16 protein-coding genes and 1 pseudogene are annotated in these 21774 nt (G+C 68.2%); 10 read left to right on the top strand and 7 right to left on the bottom strand.

Annotation, left to right across the window (positions count from 1 at the left end; all coding sequences use genetic code 11):
- Nucleotides 1-84: 84 nt before the first annotated feature.
- The gene (locus K3G64_RS01285) at nt 85-540 is read left to right on the top strand and encodes a hypothetical protein (protein ID WP_238888400.1); all 456 of its coding nucleotides are present in this window, start codon (nt 85-87) and stop codon (nt 538-540) included.
- A gap of 1799 nt (nt 541-2339) precedes the next feature.
- Nucleotides 2340-4760 (top strand): annotated as a pseudogene (locus K3G64_RS25605) (cation-translocating P-type ATPase); the annotation flags it as partial.
- A 44-nt stretch (nt 4761-4804) separates the two neighbouring features.
- Here K3G64_RS25605 and K3G64_RS25610 read toward each other — a convergent pair.
- On the bottom strand, nt 4805-4876 hold the full coding sequence (locus K3G64_RS25610) for an Rv1535 domain-containing protein (protein ID WP_370647263.1): 72 nt from the start codon (nt 4874-4876) through the stop codon (nt 4805-4807).
- 120 nt (nt 4877-4996) lie between these two features.
- Between K3G64_RS25610 and K3G64_RS01295 the strand changes: the two genes are divergently transcribed.
- Nucleotides 4997-5299: a hypothetical protein gene (locus K3G64_RS01295; protein ID WP_238888402.1), complete on the top strand. Its 303-nt coding sequence runs from the start codon at nt 4997-4999 to the stop codon at nt 5297-5299.
- Nucleotides 5300-5381: 82 nt separating this feature from the next.
- Here K3G64_RS01295 and K3G64_RS01300 read toward each other — a convergent pair whose 3' ends face one another.
- From K3G64_RS01300 to K3G64_RS01310, 3 genes are all read right to left on the bottom strand, one after another.
- On the bottom strand, nt 5382-7130 hold the full coding sequence (locus K3G64_RS01300; protein WP_238888403.1) for a SulP family inorganic anion transporter: 1749 nt from the start codon (nt 7128-7130) through the stop codon (nt 5382-5384).
- Nucleotides 7109-8737, bottom strand: a complete 1629-nt coding sequence (locus K3G64_RS01305) for a sensor histidine kinase (protein ID WP_238951035.1) — start codon at nt 8735-8737, stop codon at nt 7109-7111. The genes K3G64_RS01300 and K3G64_RS01305 overlap by 22 nt, the downstream gene beginning before the upstream one ends.
- A gap of 163 nt (nt 8738-8900) precedes the next feature.
- Nucleotides 8901-9611, bottom strand: coding sequence for a hypothetical protein (locus tag K3G64_RS01310; protein WP_238888404.1), 711 nt, complete (start codon nt 9609-9611; stop codon nt 8901-8903).
- 106 nt (nt 9612-9717) lie between these two features.
- Between K3G64_RS01310 and K3G64_RS01315 the strand changes: the two genes are divergently transcribed.
- Both K3G64_RS01315 and K3G64_RS01320 read left to right on the top strand, forming a co-directional pair.
- The gene (locus K3G64_RS01315) at nt 9718-10824 is read left to right on the top strand and encodes a 3-oxoacyl-ACP synthase III family protein (RefSeq protein WP_238888405.1); all 1107 of its coding nucleotides are present in this window, start codon (nt 9718-9720) and stop codon (nt 10822-10824) included.
- Complete coding sequence (locus tag K3G64_RS01320; RefSeq protein ID WP_238888406.1) at nt 10808-11692, top strand: 3-oxoacyl-ACP synthase; 885 nt, start codon at nt 10808-10810, stop codon at nt 11690-11692. The genes K3G64_RS01315 and K3G64_RS01320 overlap by 17 nt, the downstream gene beginning before the upstream one ends.
- Here the strand turns inward: K3G64_RS01320 and K3G64_RS01325 are convergent.
- Both K3G64_RS01325 and K3G64_RS01330 read right to left on the bottom strand, forming a co-directional pair.
- Nucleotides 11683-12666, bottom strand: coding sequence for a 1-phosphofructokinase family hexose kinase (locus tag K3G64_RS01325; protein WP_238888407.1), 984 nt, complete (start codon nt 12664-12666; stop codon nt 11683-11685). The two genes, K3G64_RS01320 and K3G64_RS01325, sit on opposite strands and share 10 nt — an antisense overlap.
- A gap of 263 nt (nt 12667-12929) precedes the next feature.
- Nucleotides 12930-13364: a pyridoxamine 5'-phosphate oxidase family protein gene (locus tag K3G64_RS01330; protein WP_238888408.1), complete on the bottom strand. Its 435-nt coding sequence runs from the start codon at nt 13362-13364 to the stop codon at nt 12930-12932.
- A 108-nt stretch (nt 13365-13472) separates the two neighbouring features.
- On the opposite strand from K3G64_RS01330, the gene K3G64_RS01335 reads away from it, so the two are divergent.
- Genes K3G64_RS01335 through K3G64_RS01355 form a run of 5 tightly spaced genes read left to right on the top strand, consistent with a single transcriptional unit; the run spans nt 13473 to nt 17902 of the window.
- On the top strand, nt 13473-14564 hold the full coding sequence (locus K3G64_RS01335) for a 4Fe-4S dicluster domain-containing protein (protein WP_238888409.1): 1092 nt from the start codon (nt 13473-13475) through the stop codon (nt 14562-14564).
- 31 nt (nt 14565-14595) lie between these two features.
- Complete coding sequence (locus tag K3G64_RS01340; RefSeq protein WP_238888410.1) at nt 14596-15411, top strand: FAD/NAD(P)-binding protein; 816 nt, start codon at nt 14596-14598, stop codon at nt 15409-15411.
- Nucleotides 15412-16170, top strand: a complete 759-nt coding sequence (locus tag K3G64_RS01345) for an oxidoreductase (RefSeq protein WP_238888411.1) — start codon at nt 15412-15414, stop codon at nt 16168-16170.
- Nucleotides 16167-17459 (top strand): Ni/Fe hydrogenase subunit alpha, encoded by a 1293-nt coding sequence (locus tag K3G64_RS01350; RefSeq protein WP_238888412.1) that lies wholly within the window; start codon nt 16167-16169, stop codon nt 17457-17459. The genes K3G64_RS01345 and K3G64_RS01350 overlap by 4 nt, the downstream gene beginning before the upstream one ends.
- On the top strand, nt 17456-17902 hold the full coding sequence (locus tag K3G64_RS01355; RefSeq protein ID WP_238888413.1) for a hydrogenase maturation protease: 447 nt from the start codon (nt 17456-17458) through the stop codon (nt 17900-17902). Before K3G64_RS01350 ends, K3G64_RS01355 begins: the two co-directional genes overlap by 4 nt.
- Nucleotides 17903-17983: 81 nt before the next feature.
- Here K3G64_RS01355 and otsB read toward each other — a convergent pair whose 3' ends face one another.
- A complete protein-coding gene (gene otsB, locus K3G64_RS01360; protein ID WP_238888414.1) occupies nt 17984-21703 on the bottom strand; it encodes a trehalose-phosphatase in 3720 nt (1239 codons plus the stop codon).
- Nucleotides 21704-21774 lie beyond the last annotated feature (71 nt).

Raw genomic sequence — 21774 nt, forward strand, 5'->3', positions numbered from 1 at the left:
CGCGGATCTTCTGTTCATCTAATCCGTGTATAACACCTACTTATCGGGAATTGACCAGTAGATGAACGGGCGGGAGGAGCTCCGATGAGCATCGTTTCGGCCGCCACCCGAGCAGTGACCAGAACCGCCGACATGACCACAGCGGCCGCCGGGGCGATCGGTGGCGCGGCGGTCAGCGGCGTGATCGGTGGACTGCAGGGCGCGGCATCAGGAATCAGAGCCGGGCTCGGCGACGGAAGCCGGTCGTCTGCCGCCGCCGCGTTGACGATCGGCGCCATCGGCGCCGCCGGTCTGGTCGAGTGGCCGTTGCTCGTGACGGTCGGCGGGGCGGCGCTGGTGGTCCACAAACTCGGTCAGCGCTCCGGCGGTTCCGCCGGCGATGGAACGCCGGCGCTCCGATCGGTTGCCACCGCTAAAAATCAAGCCTCAGAACGCAATTCCGCGAAGCCGACGCCGCGCAAGACGGCCACGTCGACCACCCGCAATCCGTCGCGCGCTGCCAAGAAGTCGACGTCCGCGCGGCGCACGACCACCAAGTGAGCGTTCTCGCGAGGTTGATCGGTGGCGCAGCGACAGCCGTCACGGCACCGGCACGGGTAGTCGTTGGCGCGCTGCCGACTTCCGAAGCGCTCACCGCGGTCGCCACCGCCGTGAAGGAACTCGCAGGCGCAAAGCCGAGTCGACGATGCTGGCGCAACGAGAACCGCTGCTGGATCGAAGTGCGCGGCCTAACGGGCCAGAACGGCAAGGCGCTCGGCAAGGCCGCGCTCGAGGCCGTCCGGTCCGAACCCGGCGTACGCACTGTCGGGCTGAACCACTCGCTGTCCCGAGTGGTGGTGACCGTCGACGACGACGGACCGCCGATGGAGCGGCTGTGTCGACTGGTCGCCGAGGTGGAACGCGACACCGGCGCTGACACCGACGGCCGACCCTCCGACCTCCCGGGTGACGGCATCGTGCTGGCCGGCAAGGTCGTTGCAACCGCGGCGAACGGGGTCGGACTCTGCGTGGCGACGACCGGCCGGGCGCTCATGTGGCCCGCACTGCCCGCCGGGCTCACGGCCGCCGTGACCCTGGTGGACTATCAGCCGCGGCTGCGGGAGATGGTGGAACGCCGACTCGGCCGCGGTGCCGCCGACACCGCCATCGCGATCGCCGCCGCGACGGTGTACACCGTGACGGAAGCTCCGACGTCGCTGGCCGTTGAAACGGTCCGACACCTGTTTCAGGTCGCAGAGACGCGCGCCGGCTCCCGTGCCTGGCAACGCAAGGAACCCGCCATCGCGCACTACGCGGCGGAACTCGAGGGTGGTCCGCGTCCGCAGCGCCCTCGGCCGATGGCGCCCGGTCCGATAGAGCGCCATGCCGATCGCAGCGGTATGGCCCAGGGTCTTACCGCGGCTTCGGTGGGCCTGTTCACCCGCAACCTCAACACCGCCGCGACCGCGGCCGTGGTGACCACGCCGAAGGCGGCCCGCAACGCCCGCGAGGGCTTCGCCGCCGCGCTCGGTCGCGGGCTGGCCGACCAGCACGACATCGTCGCCTTCGATCCCCAGGCGATACGTCGGCTGGACCGGGTGGACACCGTCGTCGTCGATCCCCGAGCGCTGCTGGTCGACGAACTGCGCATCGGCCGCCTGCGCGGCATCTCCGATCGCGACCGCGCCGCGGCGTGGCAATGGGCACGCGAGAGCCTTCAGCGCGGCGAACTCGAGGTCGGCTGGCAACGCGCGCCGCTTCGCACCAACGGCACCCGAAACGGCGCGGCCAGGGCCGAGGTGCTGGTCCGGCATGTGCATCACCCGCTGGCGGCAAGCGTGCTCGGCGAGATCCGCCGGGCGGGCGCCGAACTCATGTCGGTCGACAGCGACGAACTCGACGACCTGAGGCCCTCCTTCGACGAGTTGTACCCGCTCGACGGCTCCCTCGACGCCGCACTGCTGACCGCGGTCACCGCCCACCAGGGCGCCGGCGGCACCGTGGCGGTGATCTCACCGCAAGCCGCACAGGTGCTGTGGGCCGCGGATGTCTCGATCGGGCTGATTCCGGTGGACGGTCCGCCACCGTGGCGCGCCGATCTGCTGGTCCCGGATCTGGACGCGGTGTGGCGGCTGATGCATGCGCTGCCCGCCGCTCGCCGGGCGAGTAAGCGGGGCGTCGAACTGGCCACCAGCGCGTCGCTGTTGGGCGCGCTGCTGATGATCCCCGGCGTACGGGGGCGCGGACCGGGACCGGTGACCGCGGGCGCCGCCGCGGGGCTGACCACCGGCCTGCTGCTGGCGCGGGGAACACTGAGCGACAAGGCACCGACGCCCGCGCCGGTGTACGAGTGGCATGCGATGTCGCCCAATGATGTGCGCCGGACGCTCCCTGCGCCGAAACGCGAACCGGTGCAACGTCGTTCGACACTGGCGGCGGCGGCCAGTGCATCGGTCGACGTGGTCCCCAAGCTGACCGGACCTCCGTTGCGGCTGGCCAGAGATCTGGCGGTTTCGCTGCGTGAGGAGTTGTCGGACCCGTTGACGCCGATACTCGCCGTCGGATCGGCGGCCAGCGCCCTGCTCGGTTCGCCGATCGATGCGATCCTCGTGGGCTCGGTGTTGACCGGCAACTCGCTTCTGGCCGCCTCGCAACAGGTTCGAGCGGAGCGGCTGCTGAGCCGGCTGCTGGCCGTCCAGGTGCCGCCGGCCCGGCTCGTGACCGACGACGGCTACCGGACCGTCGACGCCGCCGAACTCCAGCCGGGTGATCTCATCGAGGTTCGGCCCGGGGAGGTCGTACCCGCCGATGCGCGGATCGTCGAGGCGACCGACACCGAACTCGACGAGTCGTCGCTGACCGGTGAATCGCTACCGGTGCCGAAACGGCCCGCCGCCACACCGGGCGCCGCGCTGGCCGAGCGAAGCTGCATGCTGCACGCCACCACCACCGTGGTCGCCGGGACCGCGGTCGCCATCGTCACCGCGGTCGGTGATCGCACCGAGGCGAGCCGGGCCCAGCGCGTGGCGTCGGCCGAGAAGTCGGCGGTCGGGCTGCAGACCCAACTGCGCGACCTCACCGACCGTGCCCTGCCGTTGAGCCTGGCCGGTGGGGCGCTGGTCAGCGGGCTCGGCCTGCTGCGCATGGTGCCGTTGCGCCGCGCGGTCGCCAGCGGCGTCGCGGTGGCGGTGGCCGCGGTGCCCGAGGGCATGCCACTGGTCGCGACGCTGGCGCAGCAGGCGGCCGCCCGGCGGCTCACCCGGGTGGGGGTGCTCGTGCGCAGCCCACGTTCGGTCGAGGCGCTCGGCCGCATCGACGTCGTCTGCTTCGACAAGACCGGCACACTGAGTGAGAACCGGCTGCGGGTCACCACGGTGCACACCGCCGACGGCCTCACCGGCGAGCAGGTGCTCGATTGCGCGGCGCTGGCCACGCCTCCGAAGAACGGCCACCGCCACGAGCATGCCACCGACGCGGCCGTCGTCGAAGCGGCCGGGGATTCATCATCGGTCGACACCGCGGCCAAGCACCTGCCGTTCCGATCGGGTCGGCCGTTCTCGGCATCCCTCGTCGATCGGACACTGTCGATCAAGGGCGCCCCGGAGGTCGTCCTCCACGCCTGCGCCGGACTGGACAGGCAGACCAAACGAGCGGTGCACGAGATGGCGGAATCGGGCCTGCGCGTCATCGCCGTGGCCCGGCGCACGGTGACCGCGCGCCAGGCGCAGGCCGCGCGGCGCAGCGACGAAACGCTGATCGACCTGTGCGACAACGGGCTGCAGTTCGTCGGGCTGTTGGGCCTGTCGGACACTCCGCGCCCCGAGTCGGCGCCGTTGCTGGCCGCACTGGCCAAGCAGAAGGTCGGCGTGCGGCTCATCACGGGTGATCATCCGGTCACCGCGAGGGCCATCGCCGCCGAACTGGGGATGCCGGTCACGGCCGACCAACTCATCAGCGGCGCCGACTGGGAAGGGCTCTCGCGCAGGGGCCAGGAGCGCGCGGTGCGCGACGGACGGGTCTTCGCGCGGATGACACCCGAGCACAAGGTGCAGGTGGTCGAAACGCTGGAGCGCATCGGCCAGGTCTGCGCGATGGTCGGCGACGGCGCCAACGACGCGGCGGCGATCCGCGCGGCCACCGTGGGTATCGGGGTGGCCTCGCGCGGCAGCGACCCCGCGCGGACGGCGGCCGACGTGATGCTGCTCGACGGTCGGATCGGATCGCTGCTCGATGCGCTCGACGAAGGGCGTCAGCTGTGGCGGCGTGTGCAGGCGGCGGTTTCGGTGTTACTGGGCGGCAACGCCGGGGAGGTGGCGTTCTCGATCGTCGGGTCGGCGTTGACCGGCCGGTCCCCGCTGAACGCCCGCCAGTTGTTGCTGGTGAACATGCTGACCGATGCGCTTCCGGCGGCGGCCCTTGCCGTCAGCCCGGCCAGGGACATCGGCGACGACTCGGGCCACGGGCACGGACCCAACCACGCGGCGATCTGGCGCACCGTGGCCATCCGGGGCACCACCACGGCCGCGGCGGCGACGTCGGCGTGGCTCATGTCGGGGTTCACGCTGGCGCCCCGGCGTGCGTCGACCGTGGCGTTGGTGGCCTTGGTGGGCACGCAGTTGGGCCAGACGCTCATCGATTCGCGTAGCCCGTTGGTGGTGGGGACGGCGGTTGGATCGCTCGCGACCCTCGGCACGTTGATCAGCACCCCAGGGGTCAGCCAGTTGCTCGGCTGCACACCCCTGGGACCCGTGGGGTGGGCACAGGCACTCGGGACGGCCGGTGTCGCCACCGCGGCGGCCGGCTATGCGCCCCGATTGCTCGGACGTCAGTCGTCGATCTTGACGACTCCCATCCGCCACAGCACGGCATACAGTTCCCGCAACGGTATTGCCATCATGCCGGAGACGACGGTCAATGGATCTGACGACGGTGTTGCACCGGTTGGGGTTGGCACGCCTTCCACGGTCCGCAACACGGTGGTCCAGACGCCGAATACGCCATGACGGGAAGGCAACGAATGGCCAAATCCTCGCAAAACTCATCAGCCCGGAAGAAGTCCGCGCCGACCACGGGCACGCACCGCGATGCCGTTCAGCGCGTCCGCAGGGCTCAGACGTTCGCGGTGGACCTGCCGATCGTGGGGCGTGTCCGGATTCCGCGGCCGGAGCAACTCGCGTTCTACGGGGCGCTCGGGGCGCTCGCCGCAGTCGAGATCATCGAGTGGCCGGTAGCGGTGGCTCTGGCAGCGGGTCACGTGCTGTTGCAGAACGAACACAGCCGAATGGCCCAGGAGATCGGCGAAGCGCTCGAAGACGCCTGAAACACCCCGGTGACGGGTGGCCGGCTTGGGCGTCACTCGCACCCGATCCGATTCGGCGGCCTCCGACGTCTCGCGGCGTTCGCTACCCCCCGTCAACCGATCGTTCGCCGGACTGCCGCTTGTGAAACGCCTCGACCGCCGTCGGCAGCGTCATGAACATCCGGTCGGCACCGATGCGCTCCAGCAATCCAGCGCCGGCCAGCGAGTCACTCAGGTCCCGCTTGACGCGTGCCATCGCGAACACGACACCCCGGCGGGACAGGTCGATACGGAGTTGGTCGAGGGCGTCGAGCGCGGTCAGGTCCACTTCGACGTTGGCTTCGGCGTTGAGCACGAACCACTCGACGGGGTCCGCGCTCTGGTCGACGGCAGCCAGGGCGCGCCGCCGGAAATCCTGGGCGTTCGCAAAACACAGCGGGGCGTCGTAGCGATAGACGAGCAGTCCGGGCACCACCATCGCCTGCGGATAGTCCTCGATGTCGTGCATGCCGGCAAGACCCGGTACGAAGCCCTGGACGCTGTCATGGGCGTGGGCGACGCGTCGCATCAGATCGAGAATCGACAGCGCCACAGCGGCCAGCACGCCATAGAGCACGCCCAGACCCAGCACGGCGACGGTGGTCGCCACTGCCAGGATCAACTCGCTGCGCCGGAATCGTGCGAGCCGGTGAAACGCTGCCACGTCGATCAAGCGGATCGCCGCATAGATCACCAACGCGCCAAGAGCGGCGGTCGGAAAGTGCGCCAGCGCGCCGCGGCCCCACAGAACCACCGCCAGCACCGCTGCTATCACGATCACCGAATACAGTTGCGTGCGGCTACCGACCGCGTCACCCACCGCGGTGCGCGATCCGCTGCAGCTGATCGGAAACCCGTGCCCGAGACCGACTCCCACATTGGCGACCCCCAGTGCCCGCAATTCGGCATTGGGGTCGATGTCGGCTCCCGAGCGCGCCGCGAAGGCACGCGCGGTCAGCACGTTGTCGGAGAAGGCGACGATCGCGATTCCCACGGCCGGCAGCAAGAGCATCCCGAGATCACTCGCTTGCACCTGCGGCACTCCCGTGCCGGGCCACCCCGCCGGGATCGGTCCGACCACCTCGATGCCGTTGCGGCTCAACGTGAATACCACGACGACGATGGTGGCCACCAGTACGGCGATCAGCGGTCCGGGGGCGCGTGGGAGCCAGTGACCCAACACGAGGAGCAGGATCAGCACGCCCGAGGCCAACACCAGCGTCGGCCAGTGCAGCCGGTCGGCGTTGTCCAAGAAGGACCGCACCATGTCGGCGATGCCCTCGCCGGACACCGGCGCGCCGGTGACCTTCCCCAGTTGGCTGGCGATCATCAACACGGCGATTCCGGTCATGTATCCCACGAGCACCGGACCCGAGAGCATGTTGGCCAGGAACCCGAGCCGAGCCAGCGCGGCGACCAGGCACACGACACCGACGAGCACCGCCAATGCCGCCGCGAGCATGAGGTAGCGCCCGCCGTCCCCGACGGCGATGGGCGCGATCACCGCGGCCGTCATCAGCGCCGTGCTCGATTCCGGCCCGGCGGACAACTGCCGGGACGAGCCGATGAACACATACGCGGCGAGCGCGATGACAGCGGCCCACAATCCGGTGATGGCAGGCACCCCCGCCAGCGAGGCGTAGGCCATGACCTGTGGCACCAGGTATGCCGTCACCGTCAGCCCCGCGACGACGTCACCGCGCAACCACTCCCGTCGGTAGTTCTGGAATTGCCTGATCCCCGGCGCCAGGTGCGCCCACCTCCTGGCGGCCAGGGCCAGGCCAGTGGGCGTCAGGGCAGCGGGGCGGACCATCGCAATCTGGTGCCGCCCGCCGGACCGGGTGCCAGCGACAGCAATCCGCCGACGTCGTCGGCGCGCCGACGCAGGTTCGTCAGCCCGCTGCCGGTGACATCTTCGGCGATGCCCTTTCCGTCGTCGGTGACCTCGATGGTCAACTCGTCGCCGACCTCCACGCTGACCGCGAGGGTGCTCGCCGCGGCGTGCCGAACCGCGTTGCTGACCGCCTCGCGCACAACGGCTTCGGCGTGATCAGCGAGCACTCCGTCCACCACCGACAACGGGCCGGAGAAGTGGACCGAGGTGCGCAACGGCGAATCGGCGAACCGGGCGACCACCTCATCGATGCGCTGTCTCAGCCGGGTGATGCCCGATTGGCCACCGTGCAGATCGAAGATGGCGGTGCGGATCTCCTGAATCACCTCTTGCAGATCGTCGACGCATCCCATCAGCCGCTGCTGCACCTCCGGAGCGCGGGCACGGGAAATGGTCCCCTGCAAGGACAAGCCGACGGCGAACAGCCGCTGGATGACATGGTCGTGCAGGTCGCGGGCGATGCGGTCACGATCGCTCAACACGTCGAGTTCCCGCATCCGTCGTTGCGTGCTGGCCAGCTGCCACGCCAGCGCCGCCTGGTCGGCGAAGGCGGACATCATGTCGAGCTCCTCGGCACTGAACTGGCGCGCTGCGCAAGGACGCAGCGCAACCAAAACCCCTGCGACAGTGCCGGTCGCGCGCAGCGGCAGGACCAGAGCCGGACCACTCGGTTCCACATCGCCCGCCAGTTCGAGGCTTTCGAACCGTTTGGGGGTGCGCTGGGTGAAGACCTCACCGATCAGCGTGTCGAGAGTGTCGATGGTCTCGACGGAGCTCCCCGGACCGTCGCCGGCGCTCGCGACGACGGTCAGTTCATCGGACTCACCGATCGGCGCGTCGAGATCGGCAGGCACGGCGACCAATGTCAACGCGGCGCCGCTGAGCTTCCGCGATTCTTCGGCCACCAACCGGAAGACGGTCGCCGGCTCGGTGCCTGCAAGCAGTTCGGTGCCGATGTCGCGGGTCGCCTCGATCCAGGACTGGCGCGCCTTGGATTGCTCGTAGAGTCGCGCATTGTCGATGGCGATACCGGCGGCGGCGGCGAGCGCCTGCACGAGCACTTCGTCGTCTTCGCTGAATGGTTGACCGCCCGCCTTCTCGGTCAGATACAGGTTGCCGAACACCTCGTCGCGAATCCGCACGGGCACTCCGAGGAACGTTCGCATCGGCGGATGATTCGGCGGAAAGCCCACTGAGGCGGCGTGATGTGAAATGTTGTCCAGCCGAATCGGTTTCGGGTCGTTGATCAGCACCCCGAGCACTCCCAAGCCCTCGGGGAGGTGGCCGATCTTCGCGCGCATCTGCTCGTTGATGCCTTCATAGATGAACTCGACCAGTTCGTGGTCGTGGCCGCGCACGCCCAGCGCCCCGTACCCGGCATCGACCAGTTCGATCGCGGTGTGCACGATGGTGCGCAGCGTCTGGTCGAGTTCCAGCCCGGACGTCACGACCAGCATCGCATCGAGCAGGCCGTCCAGTCGGTCGCGGCCCTCGACGATCTGCTCGACGCGGTCCTGCACCTCCATGAGCAGTTCGCGCAGACGCAGCTGTGACAACGTGTCCCCCAGTGGACGCGGCGCCGAGCCTCTCTTGGGCTTGGGTATGTCGGTCACGACCCCATGGTGTCACCACAAGAGCCGGGTTGCGACGATGTTGCTCCGGCCGGACGGGTCGACGGGCCGCGCCGATCTATGGAAGCGCCGTCTCCAGCTCCGCCCCGTTTTGCCGGTTCGCGAGACTGGCCACTTCGACGACGTTGACATGGCGATTCACGGTTTGCTGAGCACGGTCGCGAAGGCCTCGCATCATCTTCTGTTCCATGACGAAGTGGGGGATGTCGAACAGCGCATGGCCCACCGCGCCGCCGCTTCCGCGCACCAGCAGGCGCGTCGAGCTGCCCGTTCGGCGAAGATGGAAGGACCACGAACCCGTCGCTTGACCGCCCTGCTGCACGCGGGCGTAGTCCTCCGTCGACATCAACACCAGGTAGGCGTTGGGCTTGACCGCGGCCACGACCTGTCGGCCGACCTGACCGTACCGTCGAGCCAGCCATACGGTGTCGCCGACCTGGAGGTCCTGCCACTCCGGGTGAACGCGCTTCGCGTTGTGGATGGTCGTGCCGACCGCACGTTCGAGCCAGTCATAGCTGTAGAAGCCGGCGCGGTCCTCGCCGATCTGCATCAACCACGGCCAGACTGCATCGACCGGCGCATCGATCGTCAGCCCGCGGGTGGTGCGCGGGCCGTTCGGCAGCACCAGTTCATCCCCCGGTAGGGCGGCGGTGATTTCGAAATCGGTGGCGCCCCAGGCATACATCCACGGCCGCAGATGCGCTCGGTACAGGCCGGCCACACCGGCACCGGCCAGCAGCACCGCCAACAGACCATGTTGCTTGCCCATGCGCCGAATGTAGGAACTTTTCGACGCGGGCCGAAGGGCCGAAGGTCCCCTGCGCGACGTCCGAATCGCTCTAGTTCGGCGAGGCTGTCACCGCCATGCTGAGTCGATGGCAGGCACTCACTGGCTGGTCATGGATCCGTCGGCCGCGAGTCCGAACGCGCCCTTCAAGACCAGGGTGGCCGGGGCGGGACGGCACCTGCCGCCGACTCACCTGGCGACCGACGAGCTGATGTCGACGACCCGTCATCGCACCCACATCGATCTGCAGCGGCTGACCGGCATCAGGGAGCGCCGGGTCTCGACAGGCGATGAGGATTCGTACAGTCTGGCGACCACGGCTGCGCTGAACTGTCTTGACCGATCCGGGCACGATCCCGCCTCGATCGATGTCGTGATCAGCTGCTCCATCACGAAGTTCCGCGACGGCCTGACCCAATGGCTGGAACCGACGATGAGTGCGGCGGTCGCACAGGCCATCGGCGCCGACAGTGCGATGGCGTTCGACATCTCCAACGCATGCGCCGGAATGCTCACCGGGGTCACCGTGGCCAACAACTGGATCCGGCAAGGTGCGGTGCAGCGCGTGATGGTGGTCAGCGGCGAATACATCTCGGCGCTCGGACACAATGCCGCCCGACACATCCGGGGCATCTTCAGCAAGGAGCTCGCCTCCCTGACCCTTGGCGACGCCGGGGCCGCTCTGCTGCTCGAGCGGGCACCGGCGGGCTCGCCCGGCATCGATCTCGCCGGCTTCACCACGGTCGCCGAGTTCAGCCGGCTGTGCCTGGCCTATCCCACTCGACACGAACCCGGCGGACGCATGTTCACCGATGCTCGCGGCATTCACCGCGCGGCCCTGTCGACCACCCCGGTGCTGCTGCACGAAGTGCTCGACGCGGTCGGTGTTTCGCTGCACGACATCGATCACGTCATCACCCATCAGACATCGGCGCGCGCGATCCGCAAGGGAATGGCGACCGTCACCGCATCGTTCGGCGAGGCCCCCCGTCACGACGCAGTGATCACGGTGGACCGCTACGGCAACACCGCCTCGACCACGCATACGGTCGCACTGGTCGAGGAACTGGAAGCGGGACACATCCGCCCCGGAGAGACGGTGGCGCTCATCGCGTTGGCGTCCGGACTCGAAATCGGTGTCCTACTACTCACTCTCGACGACGAAATGGTGGAGTCCTATGGGCACGGTGATTGAACGGGTCGCCGTCCGCTCCGGCGGCTGGCGCCACCGACACAGCGCTCTGAACCTCACCGTGGCGAGCGCAAGGGAGTGCCTCGACCGCGCGGGCCGCGAGCCGTCGGACGTCGACCTGCTCATCAATGCGGGCATCTATCGTGACCGCAACATCGGCGAACCGGCTCTGGCCGCGCTGATACAGAAAGACATCGGCGCCAACCCCGAGCGCCCGCACGCCGGCGCACACGGCACGTTCTCATTCGACGTGGCCAATGGGTCCTGCGGACCGCTGAACGCGCTGCAGATCGTCGACGGCTTCCTGAAGTCCCGCGCCGTCAACTGTGCGCTGGTGGTGGCCGGCGACGCCGACCCGGGGCATGGAATGAGTGAGGGCTTCCCGTTCGCACCGACGGGCGCAGCGATGTTGTGCACGTGGTACGCCGGGGACTTCGGCCTCTCCGAAGTAGCGTGGGTAGCCGACCACAAGGATCGCGAAATGATGTGCGCCACTGTGGGTCTCGTTGACGGTCGGAACCTGCTCCAGATCGCGCGCTCGGATGACGTCGACCGGCGCATGGGGACGGTCGCCGCCGAAGCGATTGCCATCTGCCTCGATAAGGCGGGGCTGCGGCCTGCTGACATCCTGGCAACCGTCGCGGCCCCGGCAGGCGCCGACTTTCGTGCCGAACTGTCCGACCGGGTCGGTCTGTCCGGCGAGGACGTTCTAGTCGCCGAAGACGAGCGGATGCACACCGCCGCACTGGCCGCCGCGATCGCTCGCATGCCGGTCGATCTGCCGGTGGGCAGCCCAACGCTCCTGGTCGCAGCGGGTGCCGGGATCTGCGCCGGAGCCGCCGTCTACCGGGTGCCGCCACCTCAGGTGTGAACGACGTCGACGTCCACTGCCTCGGGCACCAGCGTGAAGAATCGCTCGATGGTGTCCCGGCTCGGAGTTGCGGTGCCGGGCGTGAGCAACATCGCGGTTCCAGCGGCGATGCCGTACCGTACCGCTGCGCTCAGTGGCCATGCGCGGCTCAGTCCGACCACGGTCCCCGCCACCAGCGCATCGCCTGCCCCGACCCCGCTCACCACGCGCACCGGAACGGCCGAGAACCGTTGACTATGGCCGGGAGTCGCCAGCAATGCCCCGCCCGCGCCCAACGACACCACCACCGACTGGGCGACGCCCCGTTCGATCAATTCATGTGCGGCGGCCAACTGCTCCGTCTCGGTGACGAGATCGCGCCGCACACACTCCCGCAGTTCCCGCAGGCCGGGCTTGACGAGGTACACACCGGAGGTCACGTGCGTCAGACCGCCGCCGGAGGTGTCGAGCACCAGCAGCGCACCCGATTCACGGCAGATGTCGGCGACCCGCTGATACCAGTCCGGCGCAACCGAGGGCGGCAGGCTTCCGCTGGCAACGACGAACCGCGCCGTGCGGGCCGCGGATCGCAGTTCGTCCAGGCATCGGGCCTGCTCGGCGAAACTCACACTCGGTCCCGGCAGCACGAAACGGTATTGCTTACCCGTTGTGCGTTCGTTGACGGTGAAGCTCTCGCGTGTCCAGTCGGCGACGGGAACGGTCCGCACCGGTACGTCGTCACGCGACACCAAGTCGGTGACGCGCTCACCGGTCGGGCCGCCCACCGGGAAGACCGCCGTTGCCCTCGCTCCCAGCACCCGGGCGATGCGAGCCACATTGATGCCGCCGCCGCCGGGGTCATAGCGCGCCGCCGAGCAGCGGATCTTGTCGGTGGGACGCACGACGTCGGCGGCAGCGGTGATGTCAAGCGCCGGGTTCAGAGTGAGCGTGACGATCCGCGCTGTGGGCTCGATCTCGATACCGTTGTGCCGCATTTACAATCCCGTCGGACAGGTTCCGGGCATCTCGCCGGCGAGCCACACGCTGCCTGCCTGGAGCGGTTTCGGGTGCGGATCCCGGCGCGTGCGCCCGCACCGGGACCCACACCGAATTCGATCACCGATGCGACGGCGGCTGATAGGGACCGAAGTCACCCCTCGCGAGGTCGTTCGTCGGCGGGAAATGACCGGTGGCGAGAAGTATTCGCCGAGGACAGCGGCCTGCACGGAGCTGTGACCGCACCAGCCCGGGTGGTCGGCTAAGCGATCGTGAAGTCGCGATCTGGCTCGGAGCCGAACCGAAACCGCCGCCCGGTGACGCGCAGGGGCCGGATGCGCACGTAATGCGGTTTCACCGTGGCCGTCCATGGCAGCAGCTGCGCGCGATCGGCCTCATCGATGTCGGCGTCCGTGTGCAGCGTGCGGGCAAGCCCCCTGACGACAACGCTCCACCCGCCGACGGCGTTGTGGTCGTCGACCTCGAACAGCACGTTGTTGTTGATCACCGCACTGCTCAGCTTGGTGCCCTCGGCCGTGCGGAACAGCACCGTGCGGTGCTGCACGACGAAGTTGACCGGGAAGATCTCCGGCTGACCATCGACGGTGGTGACGAGCCGGCCCAGCGAGGCGCTCGACATCAGGTCCCAGCATTCGCTTTCGGGAAGGATGGAGATCGGTTGCGTCGGTATGGACATATCCCCCACGTTACCCAGCACGGAGAATCGCATGACGCGGCCGAAAGTCCCCTGCACTCGTGACCTATGGGCCCTGTATGGCGGACGGTTCCACGCGACCATCAGTCGATGAGCAGTGCCGTGATCGACGCCGCGGCCATGCACCAACTCGTCGGCGCCCTCCAGGAGCGCGGGTATCGCGTGGTCGGGCCCACCGTGTCCGAGGACGCGATCGTGCTGCGCGAGCTCGAGTCGGCCGACGATCTCCCACGGGGATGGGGCGTGGACGTCGGCCCCGGGCAGTACCGGCTTCGCCCGCGCGACGACGACGCCCTGTTCGGCCATTCGGCCGGCCCGCAATCCTGGAAGCAGTTCCTCCATCCCGCGCGGCAGCAGGTGTGGTCGTCCGACGGTTCAGCGCCCGAGCCCGAACCGCATTACGCCTTCATCGGGGTGCGCGCCTGCGATCTGTCCGCGATCGCCGTGCTCAACGGCGTGCTGGGCGCGGGAAGCCACCCCGACCAGGGCTTCGTCGGCCGGCTGGCGCGGATCTTCGTCGTCGCCGTCAACTGCACCGAGCCCGGCGGCCTGTGCTTCTGCGCATCGATGGGTGCCGGACCGGAGGTGGGACCCGGCTATGACCTGGCGCTCACCGAGCGCCTCGACACCACCGGTCGCAGCTACCTGGTCGACGTCGGCAGCGATGCCGGCGCCGCTGTGCTTGCAGAACTGCCCCACCGGGACGCGCCGCCCGCCGAGATCCGCACAGCGCGTGAAGCTGTCGCTGCTGCAGCGGACAAGATGGGCCGGCAGATGCCTGCCGGCGACCTACGCAGGCTGCTGGCCGACTCGCGGGAGTCACCGCAGTGGGAGGAGGTGGCCGGTCGATGCCTCACCTGCGGCAACTGCACGATGGTGTGTCCGACGTGCTTCTGCACCAGCGTCGAGGACACCACCGACCTCACCGGCGAGCACGCCGAGCGGTGGATGCAGTGGGCGTCATGCTTCGAGTTCGACTTCACCTTCGTCCATGAGGGCAGCGTCCGGCAATCCGGTGCCTCGCGGTACCGCCACTGGATCACCCACAAGCTCGGCACCTGGCACGACCAATTCGGCAGTTCGGGCTGCGTCGGGTGCGGGCGCTGCATCGCCTGGTGCCCCACCGGCATCGACATCACCGAGGAGATGAACACCTTGGCCGCCCAAGCCGATGATGACTGACCCCCGGGTCTCTGCGACGGCCCAAGGGGCGATGACCCCGGTGCCGTACCGGGTGTGCAGTCGCGTCGCGGAGAACCGGGACTCGGCGACACTGGCTTTGGAGCCGGTGCACCAACCGCTGCCCGCACCGGCGCCTGGTGAATTCATGATGCTGTACGCGTTGGGGATCGGCGAGATCGCGATCTCGGTGAGCGGCGTGCCACTCGGGCACGACGAAGTCATTCACCACACCATCCGCTCGGTCGGGGCGGTGAGCCGCGCGTTGTACGGCGCGGCACCCGGGACCGTGATCGGGGTGCGGGGACCGTTCGGGGCCGGCTGGAATCTGCAGGATGCGGCCGGCCGCGACCTGGTCATCGTCGCCGGTGGGGTAGGCCTGGCACCGTTGCGCCCGGTCGTGCTGCACGCCCTGACCGAACGTCGATCGTACGGACGGGTGACGTTGATCGCGGGCGCCCGTGCGCGGGAGGACTTCCTGTTCGCCGAGGAGCTCGCCGACTGGGCGGGAGCGGGCGTCATCGACGTCCATCTGACCGTCGACCACCCCGTGCAGGGCTGGCCCGGCGAGGTCGGATTCGTCACCGACCCGCTGCGCCGGATGCCCACACGGCCGGACTGCACCACTGCGATGCTCTGCGGCCCAGAGCCGATGATGCGTAACGGCGCTGCGGTACTGATGCGCAAAGGAGTGGACCCCAGCGATATTCAGGTGTCCCTGGAGCGCAACATGCAGTGCGGGGTCGGCTGGTGCGGACACTGCCAGCTCGGCCCGCTGCTGTTGTGCCGCGACGGACCGGTCGTGGGATATGACGTCGCCGAGCCGCTGCTCGTGGTGAAGGAGCTGTAGATGACCATTCCGAAGCTGGCCGCGTGGAAGTTCGCATCCTGCGACGGCTGCCAACTGACGCTGCTGGACTGCGAAGACGAACTGCTTGCGATCGCCGGACGGGTCGAGATCGCGACCTTCCTCGAAGCCTCGAGCGCAACCGTCGCCGGGCCCTACGACGTATCACTGGTGGAGGGTTCGATCACCACCACGGCCGACGAACGACGCATCAGGGAGATCCGCGAGCAGTCCGGCGTGCTGGTCACGATCGGCGCATGCGCCACCTCCGGCGGTGTGCAGGCGCTGCGCAACTTCGCCGACGTCAGGGAATTCGCCTCCGTCGTCTACGCGAGGCCCGAATACATCGACACGTTGGCGACATCGACCCCGGCGTCGGCCCACGTCGACGTCGACTACCAGCTACCGGGCTGTCCGATCGACCGTGGCCAGCTTCTCGACACGTTGACCGCTCTGCTCATCGGGCGCAAACCACGGCTACCCGCCAAGACGGTGTGCACGGAGTGCAAGAACCGCGGCGTCACCTGCGTCATGGTCGCCGACGGCATCCCGTGCCTGGGCCCGGTCACCCACGCCGGCTGTGGGGCCTTGTGCCCCAGTTACCACCGCGGCTGCTACGGGTGCTTCGGTCCGGCCGCCACTCCCAACACCGCCGCGCTGATTCCCCTCCTGCGCCGCGACGGATTGTCTGATGGGGACGTGGAGCGGGTCTTCTCGACCTTCAACGTGGCCGCTTTCGACGCGGAACGGAATGACAGGTGAGCGACGAAATCCGGACGTTGAGTGTCGGGGCCCTCACGCGCGTCGAAGGTGAAGGTGCACTGCATGTCACGCTGCGTGATGGCGCCGTGGACACCGTCGAACTCAACATCTACGAGCCGCCGCGGTTCTTCGAGGCGTTCCTGCGCGGCCGGGCCTACACCGAGCCGCCCGACATCACGGCCCGGGTGTGCGGCATCTGTCCGGTCGCCTACCAGGTGAGCGCGTGTAACGCGATCGAGGACGCCTGCGGGGTGACGGTCGACCCGGAGCTGGTCGCGCTGCGACGACTTCTCTACTGCGGGGAGTGGATTCACAGCCATGCGCTGCACATCGTGCTGCTGCACGCCCCCGACTTCCTCGGCTATCCCGACGGCATCAGCCTCGCGCGCGACCACCCGCAGTTCATCCAGCGCGGTCTCGCCCTCAAAAAAGCCGGCAACCGGCTCATGGAGCAGGTCGGCGGGCGGGCGATCCACCCCGTCAACGTGCGGCTGGGCGGCTTCTATTCGGTTCCGCATCCGCGCGATCTCGCTCCGGTCGCCGAGCAGTTGCGCCGCGCATCCGACGATGCACTGTGGCTGTTGGATCAGGTGTGCGGCTTCGACTTTCCCGACGCCGAATTCGACCATGAGTACCTGGCGCTGACCACGGCGGACCGCTACCCGATCGAGAACGGCGCCATCGCCAGAAGCGACGGTGCACCGTTCGCGGTCGGCGAGTTCGGCGACCACGTCGTCGAGTCACAGGTCGAGCGCTCCACCGCTCTGCACGCCACGCTCGACGGCGCCCGCTACCTGACGGGGCCATTGGCTCGGTATTCCCTGAATTCCGAGGCCTTATCACCCGTCGCCAGGGAGGCGGCGGCCCGTGCCGGGCTGGGACCCACATGCCGCAATCCGTTTCGCAGCATCTTGGTGCGCGCGGTGGAGGTCGTGTACGCGATCGACGAAGCGCTCCGCCTCATCGGTGACTATCAGCGGCCCGGCCGGTCCTTCGTCGACGTACCGGCGCGCGCAGGGGTCGGCCACGGGGTCAGCGAGGCGCCGCGCGGGCTGTTGTATCACCGATACGAGATCGGACACGACGGGCTGGTCCGAGCGGCGACGATCGTCCCGCCCACCGCCCAGAACCAGGCGGCTATCGAGCACGAGATGGCCGGGATCGTCTCGGCCAATCTCGCGGTGGGCGACGAAGCGCTGACGACCCTGTGTGAGCGGGCGATCCGCAACCACGATCCGTGCATATCCTGCTCGGCCCACTTCCTGACGCTCACGGTCGACCGCTCGTGACCGCGGGGGTGGTGATCGGGGTCGGCAACAGCTTTCGCCGAGACGACGGGGTGGGCCTCGCCGTCGCCGCGGAAGTGGCCCGGCGCCGTATCCCCGACGTACTCGTCATCGAGGCCACGGGTGAGCCGGGCGCCCTGCTGGACGCGTGGAGCGGCGTCGGCCTGGCCGTCGTCGTCGATGCCGCCATGGGAAACGGGGTGAGCCCCGGCCGAATTCGGCGGTGGACTCCCGATGAGAACACCTCCACGGGTCAGGTCAGCTCCCATGCGATCGGGATACCGCAAGCATTCGAACTGGGAGAGGCGTTGGGACAGTTGCCGAATCGCCTCGTCGTGGTCAGCATCGGCATCGCCGATGCGTCCCAGGGCCCCGGGTTGTCGCCGGCCGTCGCGGCCGCTGTTCCCACGGCGGTCGATGCAGTGCTCGCCGAACTCGGGTCGTGATGAGGGCGGCGTTTCTGCGCGGGCGCCGAGTCCCGCGATCGACTACTCGACGATAGTCCGACGTCCCACCGGGTGTGGGGATCAGGGCACGGCGTTCTCCATCGCTCCGGTCGCCGGATTCCCGACCGCCGCCTGGGCCTCGGGGTCGTTGTTGGGGAACCGGATGACGGTGCCTGGTTCAAGTCGTTGCACGCGCCCATGGCACTCGATGATGATCGGTGGTACTTCCTGCGGTCCCACACTGACTTCGGCGCCGCGCCCACTGACCCGTACGTGCAGGTGGTGACCGCGGTAGTGGATCGGGAAGCCCAGTGCACCCATCGCCTCGGGCCAGTGCGGCGACAACACGATGCGGTTTCCCCGCAGCTCCAGCCCGGTGAAGCACCGCTGGACCAGGTCGACGCTGCCCGCCATCGCGGCGAGGTGCACACCTTCGGAGGTGGTGCCGCCCTGGATGTCGTCGATATCGGATTTGAGGACGTCGCCGAAGAACTCCATCGCCCGGTCGCGGTTGGCGCGGGCGAGCACCCAGGAATGCACGACCGTACTGAGCGTCGAGCCGTGTGAGTTGCGGGCCATGTAGTAGTCGACCATCTCCGGGATCTTCTGCGGGGCAAAGTTATAGGCGAGCCGGGCGAGCAGTTCGCGGAGTTCGTCCGCAGAGAGCAGGTACAGCAGCATCAGCGCATCGGCCTGCTTGGACGCCCGGTACCGGTTCACGTCGTCGCCCTCGGCCTCCAGGATCCGGTCGAGGCGCTGAATATTGCCGTAACGTGCCCGATACGACTCCCAATCCAGTTCTGCCAGCTGGTCGTAGCCCTCGAACTGGCTGATGAGCCCGTCGTGGAACGGCACGAACATGCGTCGGCTGACGTGATCCCAGCGCTGCAATTCGTCCTCGGTCACGCCCAACTTCTCGCGCAGATCGAGGCGGTTGGGCAGCGGCATCTCTTGCAGCGCGTCGACGGCACGCAGAATTACCCAGACCGCCATCACATTGGTATAGGCGTTGTTGTCGACACCGGTGAACGGCCGGTCGGGATATCCGGAGTGGAATTCGTCGGGTCCGATGACGCCGAGGATACGATAGCGATCGTTTAGCTCGTCGTATGTCGTTCTGCTGACCCAGAATCGCGCGATTTCAACGAGCAACTCGGCGCCGTAGTCGATGAGATACGCCAGGTCGCCGGTGACCTGATAGTAGTGCCACACGTTGTAGGCGACCGCGATGCCGATGTGGTGCGCGAGGTGGCTCGCGTCGGGGTTCCACCGGCCCGAGCGCGGATTCAGGTGTACCGACGGGCTTTCCTCGCGGCCGTCGCTGCCCGACTGCCACGGGAACATCGCTCCGTCGTAGCCGGCCAGCGTGGCCGCGCGACGCGCCTCGATCAGTCGCCGGTAGCGGTAGCGCAGCAGTGCTCGCGTGATCGTCGGGAACCGCAGATTGAGAACCGGGAAGATGAACAGCTCGTCCCAGAACACATGGCCGCGATAGGCCTCACCGTGCAGGCCCCGAGCCGGGACGCCGATGTCGAGGTCTTCGCTGTGTGAGGAGACGGTCTGCATCAAATGCAGCAGATGCAGCCGCAGTATCCGCAGTTCTTCGGGATGACCGTCGATCTCGATGGACAGTCGTTCCCAGATGTGCGTCCAGGCGAGGGTGTGCGCGTCGCGTATCTCGGCGAACCGGCCCTGGCGCGTCAACCGGCGTCCCGCCCCCGCGCCCGGCTCGGATGTGGCGACATCGCGCCCGGTGACGAGCGTGACGACCTTCTCGACGGTCACCGGCCGGTCCTGCGTGACGTCGACGAATATTTCGTGGCCGATCTCGAATTCCGTCTCGACAAGCCGGTATTTCGCCGTCGCCGCGTTCTGGCCCTGCCAGACGGTGGTACGCGCGGCCAACGCAACCGGGATCTGTGACTGTCGGGTGCGCACCGTCATCACGACGGAGTTCTCCGTCAGCTCGGACATCTGCAGGGACTCGAGATGGTTGCTGGCCAGTCCGCTGTAGCGCTCGACTCCGCCATTGCACACTTCGCCGTCCAGCGTCGAACGGAACTCCATCCGTCCCGACCAGTTCTCGGCGACCACGCTGGTTTCCAGCGCGGCGATATGCGGCTGGTTCATCGACACCAACCGGTTCTGGGTAACCGAGGTGATGCGGCCGGCCTCGTCGCTGAAACGTAGCGCACGAGTAAGCACCCCTCCGTGAAGATCCAGGGTCTGGCGGTAGGAGAGCAACGTGACCGCGTCGACGTCGAACCAGGTGCCACCGTCGACACGGAAGGTCAGCGGCAGCCAGTTGGGCAGGTTCACCAGGCTCTCGTGTTCGACCCGCCGTCCGGAGATCACGTCATCGAGGCGGTTGTACACCCCGGCGGCGTAGGTTCCCGGATAGTGGACCTGGCCAGGCTTCGATTCCGGTCCGGCGCCACGGGTGGCGAAGTAGCCGTTGCCGACCGTGCAGAGCGCCTCCCGGAGCTTCTCGCTTTGAGGGTCATAGCCCTCGAAGGTGTAGGTCCACGCAACCTGTGACGCGGCGTGCTGGCGCGCCAGCCATCCAGCGCCGCGGTGCAGGAACTCCCGAACCTGCCCGGGGTCGGCGAGCGTGAAACGCGCGGCGGTCGGTCGATCGAGATCCTCGTCGTGGCGCACCGCGATTCCGACACCGCCGGCGCGCAACGCGTCGAACGCGTCTTCGTCGGTCAGGTCGTCCCCGATGTAGATCGCGATCGAGCGGCCCTCTCGGGGCAGCCGATTCTGAATCCACTTCAGCGCGGATCCCTTGTCCCAGTCGATGTCAGGCCGCAACTCGACGACTTTGCGACCAGCCGTCATTCGTAGATTGAGTCGATCTGCGTATTCTCTTGTCCCCGCGATGATCTCGGTGGTCCGGTCGGGGTCTGCATTCCGATAGTGCACCGCGACTGCGTAGCGTTTGTGCTCGACCCGGACGCCGGCGATGGCGTCGAAAACGTCGCGCAACGCGTCTGCGGCACACTGCAGAGCGGGCACGGCCACCGCGGCGTCGTCGTTGTGGTACTCGGTTCCGTCCGGACCGATGACCTCGAAGCCGTGACTGCCCGCGTACCAGATGCCCGGTATCGCGATTCGGGTGCGGATGTCGGCGAGGTCGCGGCCGCTGAGAATGGCCACCGGACACTGCTCGGCGAGTTCGGCCAACGCCTCGGCCGCACCGTTGACGAGCGTAGCTCGGTCGGGATCATCAACGATCTCGGAGAGGGTGCCGTCGTAGTCCAGGCAGATGAACGGCCGCCTGCCGTCGATGGCCCCGATCATCTGCCCGTAGGAGTCGAGGGCATTGGGTAAATGGGACATGCGCCGGTCCCCCGTCCGCACGGTGATCTCGATGAGGTCCGAGACCACGGCGTCGGCACCGCCGTTGAGCAGATCCTCTGCGTCGGTGGCCCGATCGACGCCGATGACGAGGGCGAAGCCGCCGAGACGACCGGCCTGCACGCCCGCCGCGGCTTCGTCGATGACGACCGTGCGCGCGGGCGCCGCACCAAGTCTGGCGCCGGGTTCGAGCAGGACCGCCGGATCGGGCGGCGGGGGTAAGCCCAGAGCTTCGGCGACCACCCCGTCGACGCTTACGGTGAACAGATCCCCCAGGCCGGCCTTGGCCAGCTTCTGTTCGCAGTCGCGCCCCGTCGAGTAGACCGCGGTGGCCACGCCCGCGTCGGCGAGCTTGCGTGCCAGCGCGACCGTCGAGGCGGTATCGGTCAAGGCGCCGCCGAGGCTGAACAGGACAGCGTCGTGCAGTCGTGGATCAATCATCACTGATGTCTTCACGACGTCGATCCGACTACGCCCCGCATGGCACCGATAGAGCAGGAAGTCATTTCGGG

The organism is Mycobacterium sp. IDR2000157661, assembly GCF_022317005.1.
GTDB lineage: Bacteria > Actinomycetota > Actinomycetes > Mycobacteriales > Mycobacteriaceae > Mycobacterium.

Coding starts and splice junctions, on each gene's coding strand:
- K3G64_RS01285 (WP_238888400.1), top strand. CDS start 85: ATGAGCATCGTTTCGGCCGCCACCCGAGCAGTGACCAGAACCGCCGAC.
- K3G64_RS01295 (WP_238888402.1), top strand. CDS start 4,997: ATGGCCAAATCCTCGCAAAACTCATCAGCCCGGAAGAAGTCCGCGCCG.
- K3G64_RS01300 (WP_238888403.1), bottom strand. CDS start 7,130: ATGGTCCGCCCCGCTGCCCTGACGCCCACTGGCCTGGCCCTGGCCGCC.
- K3G64_RS01305 (WP_238951035.1), bottom strand. CDS start 8,737: ATGGAGGTGCAGGACCGCGTCGAGCAGATCGTCGAGGGCCGCGACCGA.
- K3G64_RS01310 (WP_238888404.1), bottom strand. CDS start 9,611: ATGGGCAAGCAACATGGTCTGTTGGCGGTGCTGCTGGCCGGTGCCGGT.
- K3G64_RS01315 (WP_238888405.1), top strand. CDS start 9,718: ATGGCAGGCACTCACTGGCTGGTCATGGATCCGTCGGCCGCGAGTCCG.
- K3G64_RS01320 (WP_238888406.1), top strand. CDS start 10,808: ATGGGCACGGTGATTGAACGGGTCGCCGTCCGCTCCGGCGGCTGGCGC.
- K3G64_RS01325 (WP_238888407.1), bottom strand. CDS start 12,666: ATGCGGCACAACGGTATCGAGATCGAGCCCACAGCGCGGATCGTCACG.
- K3G64_RS01330 (WP_238888408.1), bottom strand. CDS start 13,364: ATGTCCATACCGACGCAACCGATCTCCATCCTTCCCGAAAGCGAATGC.
- K3G64_RS01335 (WP_238888409.1), top strand. CDS start 13,473: ATGAGCAGTGCCGTGATCGACGCCGCGGCCATGCACCAACTCGTCGGC.
- K3G64_RS01340 (WP_238888410.1), top strand. CDS start 14,596: ATGACCCCGGTGCCGTACCGGGTGTGCAGTCGCGTCGCGGAGAACCGG.
- K3G64_RS01345 (WP_238888411.1), top strand. CDS start 15,412: ATGACCATTCCGAAGCTGGCCGCGTGGAAGTTCGCATCCTGCGACGGC.
- otsB (WP_238888414.1), bottom strand. CDS start 21,703: ATGATTGATCCACGACTGCACGACGCTGTCCTGTTCAGCCTCGGCGGC.